The sequence below is a fragment of the Halogranum rubrum genome (genome assembly GCF_900114455.1).
Taxonomy (GTDB): Archaea; Halobacteriota; Halobacteria; order Halobacteriales; family Haloferacaceae; genus Halogranum; species Halogranum rubrum.
Genome location: NZ_FOTC01000003.1, coordinates 268638 through 284132, shown reverse-complemented (window position 1 = coordinate 284132; position 15495 = coordinate 268638). Strand labels below are relative to the sequence as shown.

Annotated in this window: 19 protein-coding genes; 9 read left to right on the top strand and 10 right to left on the bottom strand. The window is 64.9% G+C overall.

Features of this window, described 5'->3' with window-relative positions:
- Positions 1–7: 7 nt before the first annotated feature.
- Entirely contained in the window at positions 8–2161 is a 2154-nt protein-coding gene (gene katG, locus BM083_RS15385) for a catalase/peroxidase HPI (protein ID WP_089870322.1), read from the bottom strand.
- 343 nt (positions 2162–2504) lie between these two features.
- On the opposite strand from katG, the gene BM083_RS15380 reads away from it, so the two are divergent.
- The 6 genes from BM083_RS15380 to BM083_RS15355 all read left to right on the top strand — a co-directional run bounded on the left by BM083_RS15380 (position 2505) and on the right by BM083_RS15355 (position 7761).
- Positions 2505–4607 (top strand): minichromosome maintenance protein MCM, encoded by a 2103-nt coding sequence (locus BM083_RS15380; RefSeq protein ID WP_009366932.1) that lies wholly within the window; start codon positions 2505–2507, stop codon positions 4605–4607.
- A 5-nt stretch (positions 4608–4612) separates the two neighbouring features.
- Entirely contained in the window at positions 4613–4894 is a 282-nt protein-coding gene (locus tag BM083_RS15375) for a DUF7854 family protein (protein WP_089870320.1), read from the top strand.
- 106 nt (positions 4895–5000) lie between these two features.
- Complete coding sequence (locus BM083_RS15370; RefSeq protein ID WP_089870317.1) at positions 5001–5339, top strand: DUF7855 family protein; 339 nt, start codon at positions 5001–5003, stop codon at positions 5337–5339.
- A 32-nt stretch (positions 5340–5371) separates the two neighbouring features.
- Positions 5372–6202 (top strand): DUF7856 family protein, encoded by an 831-nt coding sequence (locus tag BM083_RS15365; protein ID WP_143085745.1) that lies wholly within the window; start codon positions 5372–5374, stop codon positions 6200–6202.
- A 57-nt stretch (positions 6203–6259) separates the two neighbouring features.
- Positions 6260–7072: a DUF7857 domain-containing protein gene (locus tag BM083_RS15360; protein WP_089870315.1), complete on the top strand. Its 813-nt coding sequence runs from the start codon at positions 6260–6262 to the stop codon at positions 7070–7072.
- Positions 7069–7761 carry a MinD/ParA family ATP-binding protein gene (locus BM083_RS15355; protein ID WP_089870314.1) on the top strand — a complete coding sequence of 231 codons (693 nt, stop codon included), beginning with the start codon at positions 7069–7071 and terminating at the stop codon, positions 7759–7761. The genes BM083_RS15360 and BM083_RS15355 overlap by 4 nt, the downstream gene beginning before the upstream one ends.
- Positions 7762–7770: 9 nt before the next feature.
- Here BM083_RS15355 and BM083_RS15350 read toward each other — a convergent pair whose 3' ends face one another.
- A complete protein-coding gene (locus BM083_RS15350) occupies positions 7771–8637 on the bottom strand; it encodes a transcription initiation factor IIB (protein ID WP_089870313.1) in 867 nt (288 codons plus the stop codon).
- Positions 8638–8810: 173 nt separating this feature from the next.
- Between BM083_RS15350 and BM083_RS15345 the strand changes: the two genes are divergently transcribed.
- Positions 8811–9326: a DUF7858 family protein gene (locus BM083_RS15345; protein WP_089870312.1), complete on the top strand. Its 516-nt coding sequence runs from the start codon at positions 8811–8813 to the stop codon at positions 9324–9326.
- Positions 9327–9531: 205 nt separating this feature from the next.
- Here the strand turns inward: BM083_RS15345 and BM083_RS15340 are convergent, their stop codons facing one another.
- From BM083_RS15340 to BM083_RS15325, 4 genes are read right to left on the bottom strand one after another with little or no spacing between them, the layout of a single operon-like run.
- The gene (locus BM083_RS15340) at positions 9532–10284 is read right to left on the bottom strand and encodes an AAA family ATPase (protein WP_089870311.1); all 753 of its coding nucleotides are present in this window, start codon (positions 10282–10284) and stop codon (positions 9532–9534) included.
- Positions 10285–10337: 53 nt separating this feature from the next.
- Positions 10338–10760, bottom strand: coding sequence for an HIT family protein (locus tag BM083_RS15335; RefSeq protein ID WP_089870310.1), 423 nt, complete (start codon positions 10758–10760; stop codon positions 10338–10340).
- A 59-nt stretch (positions 10761–10819) separates the two neighbouring features.
- Positions 10820–11467 carry a uracil-DNA glycosylase gene (locus tag BM083_RS15330; protein WP_089870309.1) on the bottom strand — a complete coding sequence of 216 codons (648 nt, stop codon included), beginning with the start codon at positions 11465–11467 and terminating at the stop codon, positions 10820–10822.
- A 13-nt stretch (positions 11468–11480) separates the two neighbouring features.
- Entirely contained in the window at positions 11481–11711 is a 231-nt protein-coding gene (locus BM083_RS15325; protein ID WP_009366921.1) for a DUF7860 family protein, read from the bottom strand.
- A gap of 79 nt (positions 11712–11790) precedes the next feature.
- Between BM083_RS15325 and BM083_RS15320 the strand changes: the two genes are divergently transcribed.
- Positions 11791–12048, top strand: a complete 258-nt coding sequence (locus BM083_RS15320) for a DUF8151 family protein (RefSeq protein WP_009366920.1) — start codon at positions 11791–11793, stop codon at positions 12046–12048.
- An 89-nt stretch (positions 12049–12137) separates the two neighbouring features.
- Here the strand turns inward: BM083_RS15320 and BM083_RS15315 are convergent, their stop codons facing one another.
- The 3 genes from BM083_RS15315 to BM083_RS15305 all read right to left on the bottom strand — a co-directional run bounded on the left by BM083_RS15315 (position 12138) and on the right by BM083_RS15305 (position 14313).
- On the bottom strand, positions 12138–12368 hold the full coding sequence (locus BM083_RS15315) for a DUF7860 family protein (RefSeq protein ID WP_009366919.1): 231 nt from the start codon (positions 12366–12368) through the stop codon (positions 12138–12140).
- A gap of 55 nt (positions 12369–12423) precedes the next feature.
- Positions 12424–13284 (bottom strand): ribose-phosphate diphosphokinase, encoded by an 861-nt coding sequence (gene prs, locus BM083_RS15310; RefSeq protein WP_089870308.1) that lies wholly within the window; start codon positions 13282–13284, stop codon positions 12424–12426.
- A gap of 93 nt (positions 13285–13377) precedes the next feature.
- Positions 13378–14313: an HVO_0234 family beta-propeller protein gene (locus tag BM083_RS15305; RefSeq protein ID WP_089870307.1), complete on the bottom strand. Its 936-nt coding sequence runs from the start codon at positions 14311–14313 to the stop codon at positions 13378–13380.
- Between the two features lie 103 nt (positions 14314–14416).
- On the opposite strand from BM083_RS15305, the gene BM083_RS15300 reads away from it, so the two are divergent.
- Positions 14417–15046: a S24/S26 family peptidase gene (locus BM083_RS15300; RefSeq protein ID WP_089870306.1), complete on the top strand. Its 630-nt coding sequence runs from the start codon at positions 14417–14419 to the stop codon at positions 15044–15046.
- Here BM083_RS15300 and BM083_RS15295 read toward each other — a convergent pair.
- A complete protein-coding gene (locus BM083_RS15295; RefSeq protein WP_089870305.1) occupies positions 15043–15396 on the bottom strand; it encodes a hypothetical protein in 354 nt (117 codons plus the stop codon). The two genes, BM083_RS15300 and BM083_RS15295, sit on opposite strands and share 4 nt — an antisense overlap.
- Positions 15397–15495: the final 99 nt, after the last annotated feature.

Below are 15495 nucleotides of genomic sequence, written 5' to 3'. Positions count from 1 at the left end.
AGTGGACTTACTGCAGGTCGAAGCGGTCGAGCATCATGATGCGACTCCAGGTGTCGACGAAGTCCTCGACGAACTCCTCCTCGCCGTCGTCTGCGCCGTAGACTTCACCGATGGCACGGAGTCGGGAGTGCGACCCGAACAGCAGGTCGACACGCGACCCCTTCCACTTCGTCTCGCCCGTCTCGCGGTCGTGGGCCTCGAAGACGGTCTCTTCGTCGTCGACGGGTTCCCACTCGATGTCCATCGTGAGCAGGTTCGTGAAGAAGTCGTTGCTCAGCGTTCCGACGTCTTCGGTGAAGACACCGAGGTCGGAGTTGTCGTAGTTCGCGCCGAGGACGCGAAGCCCGCCGACGAGGGCGGTCATCTCGCTCGGCGAGAGGGTGAGCAGTTCTGCTCTGTCGACGAGTGCTTCCTCGGCAGAGAGGTAGTGGTCGGCGTCCTCGTCGACGTAGTTGCGGAAGCCGTCGGCCTTCGGTTCGAGTGCGTTGAACGACCCGACGTCGGTCTGTTCCTGCGAGGCGTCGGTACGACCCGGCGTGAACGGAACGTCGACGTCGTGTCCGGCGTCGGCGGCGGCCTTCTCGACGGCCGCGGCGCCACCGAGGACGATGAGGTCGGCGAGCGAGACGCGCACGTCGTCCGAACGCGACTCGTTGAACGCCTCTCGAATCTCGCTCAGCGTGTCGAGTACCGTCGAGAGTTCCTCGGGGTTGTTGACTTCCCAGTCACGCTGCGGGCGGAGACGGATGCGAGCGCCGTTCGCGCCGCCGCGTTTGTCGCTGTCGCGGTAGGTCGACGCGGACGCCCACGCCGTCGAGACGAGTTCGGAGACCGACAGCTCCGAGTCGAGAATCGTCGATTTGAGCTCCTCGATTTCGGCTTCGCCGATCAGTTCGTAGTCCGCATCCGGGACGGGGTCCTGCCACAGCATCTCCTCGTCGGGCACTTCCGGGCCGACGAGTCGGGACGGCGGGCCCATGTCGCGGTGGATGAGTTTGTACCACGCCTTCGAGAATGACTCCTGGAACAGCCCCGGGTCCTCTTGGAACCGTTCGAGCACCTCGCGGTAGTCGGGGTCCTCTTTCAGCGCGACGTCCGTGGTGAGCATCATCGGCGTCTGTGCGTCGTTGCGGTTGTGGGCACCTGGTACGGTGTCTTTCAGTTCGTCACCGACCGGTCGCCACTGCCAGGCACCGCCGGGACCTTTGTGCGCTTCCCACTCGTGGTCGAGCAGGTTGTCGATGTAGCCCATGTCCCAGCGAGTTGGGGCGTCCGTCCACGGCCCCTCGATACCGCTGGTGATGGTGTCGGCTCCACGGCCGGACTCGTAGTCGTTCTCCCAGCCGAGACCTTGTGACTCGACGGGGGCCGCGGAGGGTTCGGGACCGTTGAACTTCTCCGGGTCGTCCGCGCCGTGGACCTTCCCGAAGGTGTGGCCGCCGGCGATGAGCGCGACCGTCTCCTCGTCGTTCATCGCCATGTTGTCGAACGTCTCGCGGATGTTGTGTGCGGAGCCTTCGAGGTCCGGTTCGCCGTACGGGCCCTCGGGATTGACGTAGATGAGGCCCATCACGGAGTTCCCGAGCGGGTTCCGGAGTTCGTTGTTCTCGTCGAACCGTTCGGGAGAGGTGACTTCCATCTCGTCTTCGGGGCCCCAGTAGACGGATTTGTCGCCTCGGAACGAGTCTTCGCGTCCGGCGCCGAAGCCGAACGTCTCGAACCCCATCGACTCCAGTGCGACGTTACCGGTCAGGACCAAGAGGTCCGCCCACGAGAGCTTCTTCCCGTACTTCTGCTTGATGGGCCAGAGCAGTCGACGTGCTTTGTCGAGGTTGGCGTTGTCGGGCCAACTGTTGAGCGGTTCGAACCGCTGGTTCCCCTCGCCCGCTCCGCCGCGGCCGTCGCTGACGCGGTAGGTCCCAGCGCTGTGCCACGCCATCCGGATGAAAAGCGGCCCGTAGTGACCGTAGTCGGCCGGCCACCACTCTTGGGAGTCGGTCATGGCCTCTCTGATGTCCGACTTGAGTTCGTCGTAGTCGAGCGATTCGAACTCCTCGGCGTAGTCGTAGTCCTCACCGTACGGGCTGATGTGCTGGGCGTTCCGGTCCAGGATGTCCAGGTCCAACTGGTCCGGCCACCAGTTTCGGTCTGTCTGCTTCATCACCGTCTGCTTGTTACCTTTAGCTGTTAAAACTGTCTACATCGGTAACCAAATCTTTGTGGTGGCCAAAGTAATCTGCGGGGTAAGAAAAGTTCTGTTCGTCAGCTATCACCGATACCGCAGTCCGTTTCGGCTTCGAACGCTGCCGTCGCCGACGAACGCGCCAGTTCGAATCCTCGGCCAGTCGTGACCTGAGCGCCGTGTTCGACGAAGGAACAGCAGTTCACCATTTGCGCCTTCGCTGAATCCGACCGTCTGACACGTACCCGGCACCGTCGACGACTCGGACCACTTTCGGCGCAAGGCGACAGTTCTTACACGATGAGACCATAACCTCGTCTCAATGGCTCAGGCACAGAATCAAGAGTTGACCGAGCGGTTCATTCAGTTCTACCGCAACTACTACCGGGACGCCATCGGTCAACTCGCCCAGAAGTACCCCAACGAGAAACGGTCGCTCTACATCGACTACGACGACCTCTATCGGTTCGACACGGACCTCGCCGACGACTACCTCAACCAACCCGACCAGATACAGGAGTACGCCGAGGAGGCCCTCCGCCTCTACGACCTCCCCGCGGACGTGAAACTCGGTAAGGCACACGTCCGACTCCGAAACATCGACCGTGCCGTCGACATCCGCTCGATTCGTGTCCACGACGACCACATCGGGAAACTCATCTCGGTGTCCGGCATCGTCCGCAAGGCGACGGACGTCCGACCCAAAATCACCGAGGCGGCCTTCGAGTGCCAGCGCTGTGGGACGATGACCTACATCCCGCAGTCGGACGGGAACTTCCAGGAACCGCACGAGTGCCAAGGCTGTGAGCGCCAGGGGCCGTTCCGGGTCAACTTCGACCAATCGGAGTTCATCGACGCCCAGAAGATTCGGGTCCAAGAGAGTCCCGAGGGTCTCCGCGGCGGCGAGACGCCGCAGTCGATCGACGTCAACATGGAAGACGACGTCACGGGCAAGGTGACCGCCGGCGACCACGTCACCATCACCGGCGTCCTCCACATCGAACAGCAGCAGAGCGGCCAAGAGAAGTCCGCCATCTTCGACCTCTACATGGACGGCGTCTCCATCGACATCGAAGACGAGGAGTTCGAGGATATGGAGATCACCGAGGAGGACAAACAGCAGATAATCGAACTCTCCGACCGCGAGACCATCTACGAGGACATGGTCGCCTCCGTCGCCCCCGCCATCTACGGTTACGACGAGGAGAAACTCGCGATGATTCTCCAACTCTTCTCGGGCGTCACCAAACATCTCCCCGACGGCTCTCGGATTCGTGGCGACCTGCACATGCTCCTGATCGGGGACCCCGGTACGGGGAAGTCCCAAATGATTTCGTATATTCAGAACATCGCTCCTCGCTCGGTCTACACCTCCGGGAAGGGTTCGTCCTCGGCCGGTCTGACCGCCGCCGCCGTCCGCGACGACTTCGGCGACGGCCAGCAGTGGACGCTCGAAGCCGGTGCGCTCGTCCTCGCCGACAAGGGTATCGCGGCGGTCGACGAACTGGACAAGATGCGGCCGGAGGACCGCTCGGCGATGCACGAGGCGCTCGAACAGCAGAAGATCTCCATCTCGAAAGCCGGCATCAACGCGACGCTCAAGTCCCGGTGTTCGCTGCTCGGTGCGGCGAACCCCAAGTACGGCCGGTTCGACCAGTACGAGTCGATCGGCGAGCAGATCGACCTCGAACCCGCCCTCATCTCGCGGTTCGACCTCATCTTCACCGTCACCGACCAGCCCGACCCGGAACACGACGGAAAACTCGCAGACCACATCCTCAAGACGAACTACGCGGGTGAGTTGAACACGCAGCGGACACACGTTCCGACCTCGAAGTTCACCGAAGAGGAAGTCAACGCCGTCACCGAGGAAGTCGCCCCCGAAATCGACGCCGAACTCCTCCGGAAGTACATCGCCTTCTCGAAGCGCAACTGCTTCCCGACGATGACGCCGGAGGCCAAAGAGGCCATCCGCGAGTTCTACGTCAACCTCCGCGCGAAAGGGGCAGACGAAGACGCCCCCGTCCCCGTCACGGCCCGAAAACTCGAAGCGCTGGTCCGACTCGCGGAAGCGAGTGCACGGGTTCGCCTCTCCGACGAGGTGAGCGAGGAGGACGCCACTCGCGTCATCGAAATCGTCCGCTCGTGTCTGCAGGACATCGGCGTCGACCCCGAGACGGGACAGTTCGACGCCGACGTCGTCGAGACAGGAACCTCGAAGAGCCAACGTGACCGCATCAAGACGCTCAAACAGCTCATCAGCGAAATCGAAGAAGAATTCGAAGAGGGCGCACCCATCGACGAAGTGCTCAAACGGGCCGACGAACTCAACATGGGCCGCGACAAGGCCGAAGACGAAATCGAGAAGCTCCGCCGGAAGGGCGAAGTGTACGAACCGAAGACCGACCACCTCCGAACGACATAACGCCGATGGACCGAATCTCCGCCCTCCGGAACGTCGAAGACGCGCTCCGAGCGTTCGAACACGGCGAGAGCGACCTCGCGACGACCGAACAGCGCGTCGTCACCGTCCTTCGGACGTACGCCACCGAGTTCGACGAGGACGCACGAGCGGCGTACCGAGCGACCGGTTCCGACGCCGTCGACGGAACTGTCGTCGTCGCACCCTCCGAACCGGAGGCACGAGAGCTGGTCCGAACGCTCTGCGACGTCGACGACGCGGTCTCGTTCGACCTCGACCGTCTCGGCTGAGCCACCCCACGGAGTCCTCTCACGGAGCCATCTCGAGCGCCACAGTCTTCGCCGACTGCCAGCACGTGACGACAGATTTAATTTAATCACTTCGAGAGGTGAGTTCGTGTTGCTGGTCGTCACGTACTCGAAGGCCGCTCGCGGCACCCTCCGAAACGTCTGTCGAACGCACGACGAGACCGTCGTCCGGCGGTTCGGTCGCGCCGCGCTGTTCGACGAGACCGAGTTCGGGGCGTTTCTCGCGCTTCGACTCCGCGAGAAACACGGCGGTGACGTCCAAATCGAACGCACGGAGCCGCTGAACGAGTTCGCCGCCGTCGCCGCCGACGTTCGCGACGCTGCCGAGGCGTACGAGAACCGAGAGACACCGAGTACACCCTACGACAAGTTCGCCGCCGGCACCGACCATCCCGACCCATCGACGCTTCGTAGTCGCGACCTCTGACCCCGATGGTGGTCGTCTCGACGTCTCACGGCGTGTACGACGGTACTGCTCTCGACTTGCGAGACACGACCGTCGCCGCCGCCGACCTTCTCGCTGCGATACGCGGCGAGTCACCGACATCGCTCGATGTCACGTGTTCGTCGCCGACGCCGCCGCACGACGTGCTCGGACACGTGAGCCTCGACGACGCGATCCCGTCGAGGCGTGCACTCCTCGCCGCCGCGGCACGGTCGCGAGGACACACCGCTCCCCAGCGACCAGCGTACGACGCTTCCCTGCGGAAACTCCGCGAACTGGAGGTTCCGACCGTCGACGTGGCGACGGCCCGAAAACGAGTCGCCGACGCCGGGGCCGAAGAAGCACAGCTTCGCGAGCGGATGGCGACCCTCCGTGGTCGCCTGCAGGCACGCCGCGAGACGGACGCCGAGACAGCGTCCGTCACGACCGACCTCACCGACACTGCTGCTCGCCTCTCGGAGGTCGAAACCGAGCGCATCGCGGCCGAACAGGCACTCGACCGACAGGAGCGCCGTGCCGCCGACGCCCGCGAGGTGAGACAACGACGACTCGAACTGGAGGACCGCGTGGCCAATCTCGAACGCCGAATGCGCGCGTCGTTGGCCGAACGCATCTCGTCGGTGTTCGACGAGGAACGGGATTCGCTTGGGTCGCTGGATGCACTCGGTTCCGTGGAGTTCGACGGTGCCGACGCCGACGTGTCTGTCACTTCCGACGACCTTCTGAGTCAACTGGTCGCCGTTCGCGTCGCCGACCTCGCCGCTCCGGTCGTCGTCTCCGCGTCGGTGTTCACGGACGCTCGGTCGGCAGCACGCTCGCTCGACGCATCCGTGATTCTTCTGTAGGTTCTGTAGGGCGCGCACACGTCTACGTTTAAATCGGAGACCGAAGCCAGACGGCCCATGGTCATCTCTATCGACTGCGAGACGACGACACTCAGCGAGGTGACGCTCGTCACCGTCCGTCTCGACAACGACACACCGGTCGACCGAGACGTTCGTCTCCGCAACTGTCTCGGCGGTCCCGTCATGCCGCCGCGAACGGACGGCGTTCCGGAAGCAGGATGGGACGACGACGGGTTCGAGACGGTCGTTCCGGCGAACACGACGCTCGCCGTCGGCTACGCTTCTCCAGCACCCGAACGCGACCCACCTGTCGTCGTCGCCAGCGACGAACGGGCGACAGAGGAGAGCGATGCGAACGCCGCCACACCCGACGCGGTCGTTCGCCGCCTCGGTCGGGCGACCCCACCTCGCGACGCCGTTCCGCCGGCAGCGGTCGAGTTTTCCGAGGCCCCCGAGATTCCGGCTTCCGACGAACCTTCGCGCCCAGACGTCAGTTCGGTTGGCGTCGACTGCGAACCCGAAGCTATCCGAGCGTCTCGACCAGTTGCACCACTAGCAGACGACGAACAGGACGCCGAGGAGAGACCGCGACCGACACCGCCGGACCGACCGCTTCCGGACTCCGTCGAGACGTGGCTCACGACGGTCCAGACCCGTCTCGACTACGCGGAGCGACTGACCGAGCCATCGGTTTCGGCGGCGACCGAGGTGCTCGCCGACGTCGGTGGGTTGGAGGAAGTCGACGGACTGCAAGCGAGCGTCGACGCCGACGCCGAACAGTTGCGGACCGTCGCCGAGCGAGCGGTAGCACTCGCCGACCGCGCCGCAGAGACGGACGTCGCGCTGGCGGAGTTAGAGAGGTTGGCGTGATTCTCGCGGTCACCGGCGGGAAAGGTGGCGTCGGGAAATCGACTGTCGCGTACAACCTCGGGGCGGCACTCGGTGCCGTCGTCGTCGACGCGGACCTCGGGATGGCCGACCTGCCGACGAGTCCCGGTTCGGACCTCCACGACGTGTTGGCCGGTCGTGCAGACCCGCTCGAAGCGGTGCGCTCGATGGGAGCGGACGAGGGGTCGTCCTCGTTCGGCGTGCTCCCGTGTGGCCGCTCACTCGCCGGTGCCCGAGCGGCGGACGTGACCGCGTTGGCGACGGTTCTCGAACAGGTCGAGCGAGAATTCGGTGCCGTCGTCGTCGACTGTCCTGCCGGAATGCGTGCCGACGCGGGCGTCCCACTCGCCGTCGCCGACTGTGCGGTCCTCGTCGCCTCGCCGCGACCGTTCGCTCTCGCCGACGCGGTTCGAACGAGAGCACTCGCACGCGAACTCGACACAGCGCTTGTCGGCGTCGTCGTCAACCGCGTCGTCGACGAGTTGTCGACCGAGACGGTCGAGACGGTCGCAGAGACGCTCGGCGCCCCGGTGACGACGATTCCAGCAGACCCACGGGTAGCCGTCTCGATAGCGGAGCACAGCCCACTCGTCGACGCGGCGGCCAGCAGTCGGGCAGCAGAAGGAATCACGCAACTCGCGGCGGCGGTTCGGTCCTATCAGTCTCGGTAGTCCGGTCGCTTACTGGTTCTGGAGGTCGGTGTAGGTGTTCCGGAGCGTCACCGGCGTGACTCCGGCGACGTCGGCGGTCTCTCGTTGAGTGAGTTGGCAGTCGGTCCCCCGTGCAGCGGTGTAGAGACAGGCCGCAGCGACGCCGCTGGGGTTGCGTCCCGTGGTGATTCCGGCCTTGCGCGCCTCCTCGGCGAACGTTCGTGCGCGTCGTTCGACACTGGCGTCGACGTCGAGTTTACTCGCGAACCGCGGGATGTACTCGACGGGGTCGATGGGGCCGACGGGGAGACCCAGTTCGCGGTTGAGTGCGTCGTAGGCGGCCTGCTGTTCGTTCGCGTCGGCGCGAGCGACGTCGGTCACTTCGTCGACGGTTCGGGAGACGCCGGCGACACGACAGGCGGCGTACACCGACGCGGCGGCGAACCCTTCCAACGACCGTCCGCGGACGAGGTCTTCGTTCTGTGCGGAGCGGACGAGCGAACAGGCGTGGTCCCGCACTTGCTCGGGGAGCGAGAGTCTGCTCACGAGACGCCGAATCTCGGTGAACGCGTACACTTGGTTACGCTCGCGCTTCGACGAGATGCGCGCCCGGTTGTGCTGGCGACGGAGTCGGGCCATCTGCCGGCGTTTGCGACCCTTCAAGCGAGTCGACCGGCCGATCTCCGTCGAGAGGCCACGGTCGTGTCGGGAACGGGTCAGTGGCGCACCCGTGCGTTCGGGGTTCGTATCGTCGTCCGCGAACGACCGCCACTCGGGGCCGCGGTCGATTCGGTCTTCGGCGACGACGAGTCCGCACTCGCCGCAGACCGTCTCGTCGCCGTGGGCGTTCAGTCGACCGTCACATTCCGGACAGTTCGGAGAGCGTGCTTGGCTCATTACATATCGAACTTGGTCCCGATTGCACATTTAAAGACAGGACGTTTCGACCCAAATCGACCGACTACGGCGAGGAGAACGTACCGGTGACCGGTATGCTCTGCCCGCGATGCCCCGTGATTTTCTTAATATCACCAGTAAGTTTTAGTCAGATGAGTTTTCAAACTCGTGTCATGGGATTGGAGGAGATCGCGGCAGGAATCGAGGTGACGACCGAGCAGTGCGACCGCGGGTTGGCGACCGTCGACGACACCGACGCCGAGTTGGTCGAGCGGTTCGCTCCGCACGCGTCGACGCTCCCGTGTACACCCGAAGCGGCGGCGACAGTCGTCGAGACGCACACGACCGGCACGAGCGTCGGCGAGAGTGCCCGAGAGGCGGGACTCACGCCGATGACGGCCGCGAAAGTGCTGCACCGCTGTGGCGTCGCCGGCGTGACACCGTTGTCGCCGATGGCGCGCGAGATTCTCCGCGACTGGTTGGCCGGAGAACTGCCGCGCTCGGACGCGCTCGCGCTCACCGACGCGACACAGACCGAGTTCGCGCTGGCGACGTACATCGAGACGCACGACGCCGTCCCGGCGCTCGAAGAAGCAGTCGAAGGAACACTCACGCCCGAGACGAACGCCACGGTGGCGAAGCGAGACGCGTTGGGTGAGACGATGAGTGATACGGGTTCACTTCGGTGACGTCGGTCACCGAACTTGAAGACGGATTACTCTAAACTGGTGCAGGTAGCCTGCGCTGACGTCGGTCAGCGTGCCTGCTAGCTGTGCCAGTTCAGATGCGATGTCGCTTCGGTGACGCCGGTCACCGAACCTGAGATTGAGTCGGTCCCGAGTGATACGGGTTCACTTCGGTGACGCCGTCCATCGAGCGTCTCTCCTGACCGAGTCAGCGTCGTCGCTCTGAGACGTACGATTCGACCGTCTCCAGCAGACTCTCCTCGTCGAACTCCACGCTCAGTTCGTCGTCGACGGCGACTTCGGTCGCCAGTGCGACGGCGGGAGCGAACGCACCCGCTGAGGCCAGACAGGCCGGCGCGTCGTCCGGAGCAGTCACGTCGCTCTCGGGAACGACGGCGTCGGCGTCGTCGATGGCTCCGCGTGTCGACAGCGTCGCCTCCGCAGTGACGCCAACATCGCGGAGTCGGCCACGCATCTGCTGAAGGGCGTCTGCTCCGCGCGGGGTTCCAGGGGTGACGAGAACAATTCGGTCGACGGCCGACACGGCGGCGACGGCCTGATTCGCCGCGACCGGCGGCGTGTCGACGAGGACGTGGTCGAACGCCTCGGCGGCCTCGTCGATTCGGTCTTCGAGTCGCTGGGCGGCCTCCGGCGTCTTCGCGCGGGCCAGTCGCTCGAACGGTGCAGCGGCCGGACAACAGGCGACGCGTCCATCCACGTCGGTGAGATCGAAGTCGACGAGGCCGGCGTCGAGTGGGGCGTCGCTGTCGGTGACGAGCGCCGTCGTATCCGGGTCGAGGCGACCGCCGACGTACTGCGAGAGTCCCTGTGTCGCGTACGCGGCGTCGAGGATGGCCACCTCGTCGCCGTCGCGTGCGAGCATCGCTGCGAGTTCGACAGTCGTTCGCGTCACACCTGCACCACCCGTCGCGCCGACGAGAGCGGTGGTCGTTCCGGGCATGAACGGAGTTCTCTTCTTCCTCCGATTAAAATTCTCTGTTAGAAGACGTTGTTCTATGTTGACGTGATGGCGCTCTCGATATCGTCCATCTCCGCGTCGCTCAGGTCCGGGCGGTCGCCCGCGACGGCGTGAATCGGGCCGCCGCCGTCGCCGTCGAAGCGCGGGACGATGTGGGCGTGGACGTGCGGTACCTCCTGACCCGCCGCTTCGCCGTCGTTGATACCGATGGTCGTCGCGTCGGCGTCGACGGCGTCCTCGACGCGCGGGGCGAGTGCGTGGACCTCTGCGAAGAGGTCGGCGGCGACGTCGTCTGGCAAATCACCCAGTCGCGCGTGGTGGTCCTTCGGGACGACGAGCGTGTGACCCGGCGCGAGGGGGTTCACGTCGAGGAAGGCGAGCGTCGTCTCCGTCTCGCTGACGACTCGGCCGGGGATGTCGCCGGCGACGATGGAACAGAAGATGCAGTCTTCGGACATGCGTCGAGGGTCGGCGGCGAGCGGTAAGAAGATTTCCCGCGGTCGACGTGAGCGAGACGTCAAGGCAACCGGGCAGCGATTTCACGCCGGTACTCGTCGGCGGTGTAGCCGAGTCGCGAGAGCCAGACCTCTTGGTAGGAGGGATGCAGAATCGGGAGGAGTGTCACACCGAGTGACGGACAGTCGACGGGTTCGAGGACGCTGTCGAGAAAGCCATCTACTTTTGTCCCTTCGAAGGCGAGCATCGTCTCCGTGGCGTGTTTGCCCGTGGCGACGACGACGGCCGGGTCGACCCGTGCGAGTTCGGTTTCGAGGTGTCCTCGGCAGTTGTCGAGTTCTGCACGAGTGGGTTCGCGGTTCGACCCGTCGCCGTCTCCCGGGAAACACTTCATCGCGTTCGTGTAGTACGTCCGCGCTCCGTAGCCGAGGTCCTCGAACAACGAGCGAATCCGTCGACCGGAGTGCCGAGAAGTGTAGGCGAGACCGGTGTGGTTGCCGCCCTTCCACGTCTCGGCGTCCGGGTCGCCTGCACCGGGGGCTTCACCGACGACGACGATATCTGCTGCATCGGGTGCCAACGGCTGGCCGTCCTCGTCGACGGGGAGCGTGCCCCACGAGATACACGTGCGGGAGTCGACGAGTGCCGGACAGCGAGTGCAGTCGGGTTCGAGGACGTTTCTCGCCGTCGCTGGTGGATGCTGTGGCATCGAGAGGCGGTACTTACTCCGTCAGCGGCAGGAGGATGCCGAAGACGATGGGCGAGAAGAACGCGACGAGGATGCCGAGAATCTCCAGGTCGGTCAAGAGGACCGACTCCCATCCGGGGAGCGGTGCGAAGAAGGCGTTTCCGACGAAGTGGCCGAGCACGCCGAACGCGAACAGTGCGACACCGAACGCGAACCCAGTCTTCGTCAGGCGGGGATAGTCGAGTTTGCCGTAGCGGCCTGTCATAACCAGTAGTACTTCACCGGTGGGTAAAACCACTTTCGAGAGCGAAAGACTCACTACTGAGGACCAATCTCCTCACTGTATGTACGAACTGCTAGCCGAAACGGTTCCAGAACTCGCTGCGATTCTGTTCTTCGCGGTCGGATCGGGTGGCCTCTCGACAGTCGGTATCTACCTTGAAGAACTCGCACTAGAGACGCTCGCGGCCGGAGAGACGTTCCTTGCGCTCTGGTTCGCCGGGTTCGGCGTGATGGCGTTCTACTTCGGACTGTATCTGTTCGGGTACACCGAACTGCTCCCCCGTGTGAGCGCGTATCTCGGCCCGAACGCCACGCGCTGATTCGGTGACGAACTGAGACGACTGCGACGAAGACTCACGAAGCGACGACGACAGATTTCCGTTCTATCCTATTTCCCGCCGCGTAGACGTTACTCCGTGAGTGGCAAGAGAATCCCGAACACGAAGGGTGCGGTGAAGGCGATGGCGACACCGAGCAACTCCGCGTTGGTCAACAGTGTCTCACCGAGGCCAGTCATCTCGCCGAACATCGCGTCGCCGGCGAACGTTCCCAAAGCGGCGACGACGAAGAGTGAGACACCGAACCCGACGCTCGTCTTCGTCAGACGATGGTAGTCGACGTCACCGTAACGACCGGACATACCCCGTGGTCTATCATTCGGGAATAAAACCGTTGCGAGACGAGTCGCCGTCCGCTCAGAGCGTCTCGGCGAGCATGTTGGCGACGCTGACCGTCGAAACGTCCCGTTCGATAGTGTCGGTTCCGTAGAGTCCGTCGACACCTGCCGAGGCGAGTTTCGTCCGCGCGTTGGCGGCGAGCAGCGGATGGACGCACGTGACGAACACGCCGCCGACACCACGCTCGTGGAGCACGTCGATAGACTCACTCATCGTCGACCCGGTGGCGATGATGTCGTCGACGAGGACGACGTCGCGGCCCTCGACGCCGGCGTCGCTCGGACTGACCTCGACGTCGCCCGTGTCGTAGTCGCGCTCCTTCTCGAAGTAGTCCACGTCGCCCGTCCCGTAGGCGTCGCGGACTGTCTCGGCCAGTGCGATGGCACCCGAGTCGGGGGAGAGAAACAGCGGGTCGGCGAGTTTCGGCGGGAGTGGGTCGGCGAGGACTGACGCCGCGTCGACGGTGTCACAGGGGACGTCGAAGAACTCGGCGATAGCCTCTTCGTGGGGATTCACGAGGACGACGCGGTCAGTGCCCGAACTGACCGCGGCGGCGACAGCGCGGGCGGAGACTGGCTGTCCGGCCTTGAACGCCGAATCCTGCCGGGCGTAGCCCATGTAGGGAACGACGGTGACCACTTCGTCGACACCGGCTTCACGGGCGGCGTCCTGCAGTTGGAGCAGTTCGAGGTGGGCGTCGCTCGTCACCGTCGAGGCGACGACGACGGCTCGCTCGGGCGTCTCCTCGGCGAGTGCGTCGACCGAGACGAGCAGTTCACCGTCCGGGAACGTCTGGTACTCGACTGTCGCCAGCGGTTCGTCGGTTGCGTCGGCGAGCGCAGCCGCGAGTGCCTGTGAGGCAGAGCCGGGCAGTATCATATTCGAGGGCACTACGTTCGGCGTTAAACAGGTTTTCGTTGGCCACGGGTACGAGGACAGTTCTCGTGTCCAGCGCGACGGTACGGCCGGTGACTACCTGACGGCGAGTCCGGCGACACCTCGGACGCCTAACTCTTGGGTCTGCCAGCCGTCACCCGCGTCTACGAGGAGCGTTCCGGACTCGGTCACGGCGAAGACTGCCTCGGGGCTGTAGGCGACGTCGACCACCGGGTCTGTCGTCGGCAGCGTCACCGCTCGCCAGTCACTGTCGGATTCGTCGGACTCCGCCGACGAGCCTCCGCTCGCGTCGCTCGCCTCGCCCGCGGAGACGCCGCCGTACTCGTAGAGCGTCGTCGACGCGACGGCGTGAGCGCGCGCGCCACCGTCGCTGGCGACTGCGCGGAAGTTCCCGTCGACGACGTCCATCCAGCCGTTGCCGAGGCGGTAGAGTGCCTCGCCGGTCGCCGCCAGCGGCACGCCTCGCCCCGCCACGTCGCGCGCGTCGTCCAGTCCGACGTGGGTGAGGCCGTCCTCGCCGAGTTGATAGACGCCGTCGGCGGCGGCGACGAGCGGCCCGTCGAGTGCTCGAACGGTGTCGAGGCGGCCAATCGTCTCCCACGCGAGCGTCTCGGCGACGTCCTCGTCTGCGGCGTCGAGGTCGGCGAGGTCGGTGTCGACGTCTGCGCCGTCGACGGCATCCGGGTCGTAGCGGGCGACCCAGCCCTCGTCGTTTGCGGCGACGAGCTGTCCGTCCCAGAAGCCGATGGCGACGGCGGGGCCGAAACCGGTCGACTCGAACTCGGTGTCACCGACCGCGAGGTCGACGTCCTCGTCGGTCGCGACGGCGACGTGGTCGCCTGCCGACGCGACGGCCCGGGCAGTACATCGGTGGTCCAGACCGAACTCGCCGACGCGGTCACCGGCGACGTCGACGACGACGACGCCGAGTTCGGTGGCCAGAAAGACCTCGACTTTCCCCGACTTGTCGCTGTAGACACGCTTCTCTTCGATGCTGTCGTCCGTACTCATTGCTCCGTGATTCTCGTGGTCGGTGCGAAAGTGTTGTGGGACTGCTCGCGCGCTCGACCGAACCGAGCGATAGATTCAACTCACCGACAGGTGAACGACCGCTATGTCTTCAGACGACAGTCCCCTTCACCGGTTTCTCCACGCCGACGACGGTCCGCTTCGACTGCTCAGAGAGATTCTGTCGAGCGTCGCGTTCGTCGCTTGCGTCGCACTCGTCCTGTTCGGTGCCAGCGGCCTCTGGCCCCCGCTCGTCGCCGTCGAGAGCGGGAGCATGCAACCACACATGGTCCGCGGTGACCTCGTCTTCGTCACCGAACCGGGACGGTTCACGTCGGACGCGGCGTTCAGAGAGACGGGCGTCGTGACGTCCGAGATGGGACAGTCGAGCGGTCACGAGGCGTTCGGTGCGGCCGGGTCTGTCGTCGTCTACGAGGCCGAGCGGACCTCGTCGCCGGTCATCCACCGCGCGCACTTCTGGGTCGAGGAGGGTGAGAACTGGTACGACCGAGCGAACGCGAGTTACGTCGCCGCAGAGAACTGTCGGGAGTTGACGAACTGTCCCGCGCCGAACGCCGGGTTCGTCACGAAGGGCGACAACAACGCCGAGTACGACCAGGCGAACGGCCTCGCTCCGCCGGTCGCACCGGACCGCGTTCGCGGCGTCGCTCGTGGCCGGGTGCCGGCGCTCGGTTGTCTTCGACTCGGCTTCGGTGAGAACAGCTGTTTCGTCTAGAGGAACTCTCTGACCTCGGAGTACCACATGTCGTGGTGGTCGACTTCACCGAGTGCCTCGGCGATGTCGACGGCGAGGACGTGCCAGCAGCGCTGGTCGGGGTCTTCGGTGTCGAGGTTGTACGAACTGTCCTTGCAGGTACAGCCCCGGTCTTCGACGACGTACTCGTCGTCGTAGCCGACGACGACGGTGAAGTCACGGTACTGCTTCACTCGCCCCTCGGAGACGGCGTCGATGGCGCGCAGGCCGCGCTTGTCGTGGGTCGAGGCGATGGCGTCGGCTACGGCCGGGGTGAGTTTCCCCTCGGCTTCGAGTGCATCCCGCCAGTCGTCGCCCTCGCCGTCAGTCACGTCTCGTGGTTTCGGGGGGCCGGACAAAACAGGTTCGATGCACTGGACGAAAGAGCGAGGCGAGAGCGAGACGACGACGTGGCGCGTGGCTTCGCGGCT

Excerpts from the sequence above, each read along its gene's own strand:
- BM083_RS15335 (WP_089870310.1), bottom strand. The coding sequence starts at position 10,760 with ATGTCCGAAGACTGCATCTTCTGTTCCATCGTCGCCGGCGACATCCCC.
- BM083_RS15305 (WP_089870307.1), bottom strand. The coding sequence starts at position 14,313 with ATGAGTACGGACGACAGCATCGAAGAGAAGCGTGTCTACAGCGACAAG.
- BM083_RS15345 (WP_089870312.1), top strand. The coding sequence starts at position 8,811 with ATGGGATTGGAGGAGATCGCGGCAGGAATCGAGGTGACGACCGAGCAG.
- BM083_RS15380 (WP_009366932.1), top strand. The coding sequence starts at position 2,505 with ATGGCTCAGGCACAGAATCAAGAGTTGACCGAGCGGTTCATTCAGTTC.
- BM083_RS15350 (WP_089870313.1), bottom strand. The coding sequence starts at position 8,637 with ATGAGCCAAGCACGCTCTCCGAACTGTCCGGAATGTGACGGTCGACTG.
- BM083_RS15360 (WP_089870315.1), top strand. The coding sequence starts at position 6,260 with ATGGTCATCTCTATCGACTGCGAGACGACGACACTCAGCGAGGTGACG.
- BM083_RS15315 (WP_009366919.1), bottom strand. The coding sequence starts at position 12,368 with ATGTCCGGTCGTTACGGTGACGTCGACTACCATCGTCTGACGAAGACG.
- BM083_RS15340 (WP_089870311.1), bottom strand. The coding sequence starts at position 10,284 with ATGCCCGGAACGACCACCGCTCTCGTCGGCGCGACGGGTGGTGCAGGT.
- BM083_RS15300 (WP_089870306.1), top strand. The coding sequence starts at position 14,417 with ATGTCTTCAGACGACAGTCCCCTTCACCGGTTTCTCCACGCCGACGAC.
- katG (WP_089870322.1), bottom strand. The coding sequence starts at position 2,161 with ATGAAGCAGACAGACCGAAACTGGTGGCCGGACCAGTTGGACCTGGAC.
- BM083_RS15320 (WP_009366920.1), top strand. The coding sequence starts at position 11,791 with ATGTACGAACTGCTAGCCGAAACGGTTCCAGAACTCGCTGCGATTCTG.
- BM083_RS15375 (WP_089870320.1), top strand. The coding sequence starts at position 4,613 with ATGGACCGAATCTCCGCCCTCCGGAACGTCGAAGACGCGCTCCGAGCG.
- BM083_RS15330 (WP_089870309.1), bottom strand. The coding sequence starts at position 11,467 with ATGCCACAGCATCCACCAGCGACGGCGAGAAACGTCCTCGAACCCGAC.
- prs (WP_089870308.1), bottom strand. The coding sequence starts at position 13,284 with ATGATACTGCCCGGCTCTGCCTCACAGGCACTCGCGGCTGCGCTCGCC.
- BM083_RS15325 (WP_009366921.1), bottom strand. The coding sequence starts at position 11,711 with ATGACAGGCCGCTACGGCAAACTCGACTATCCCCGCCTGACGAAGACT.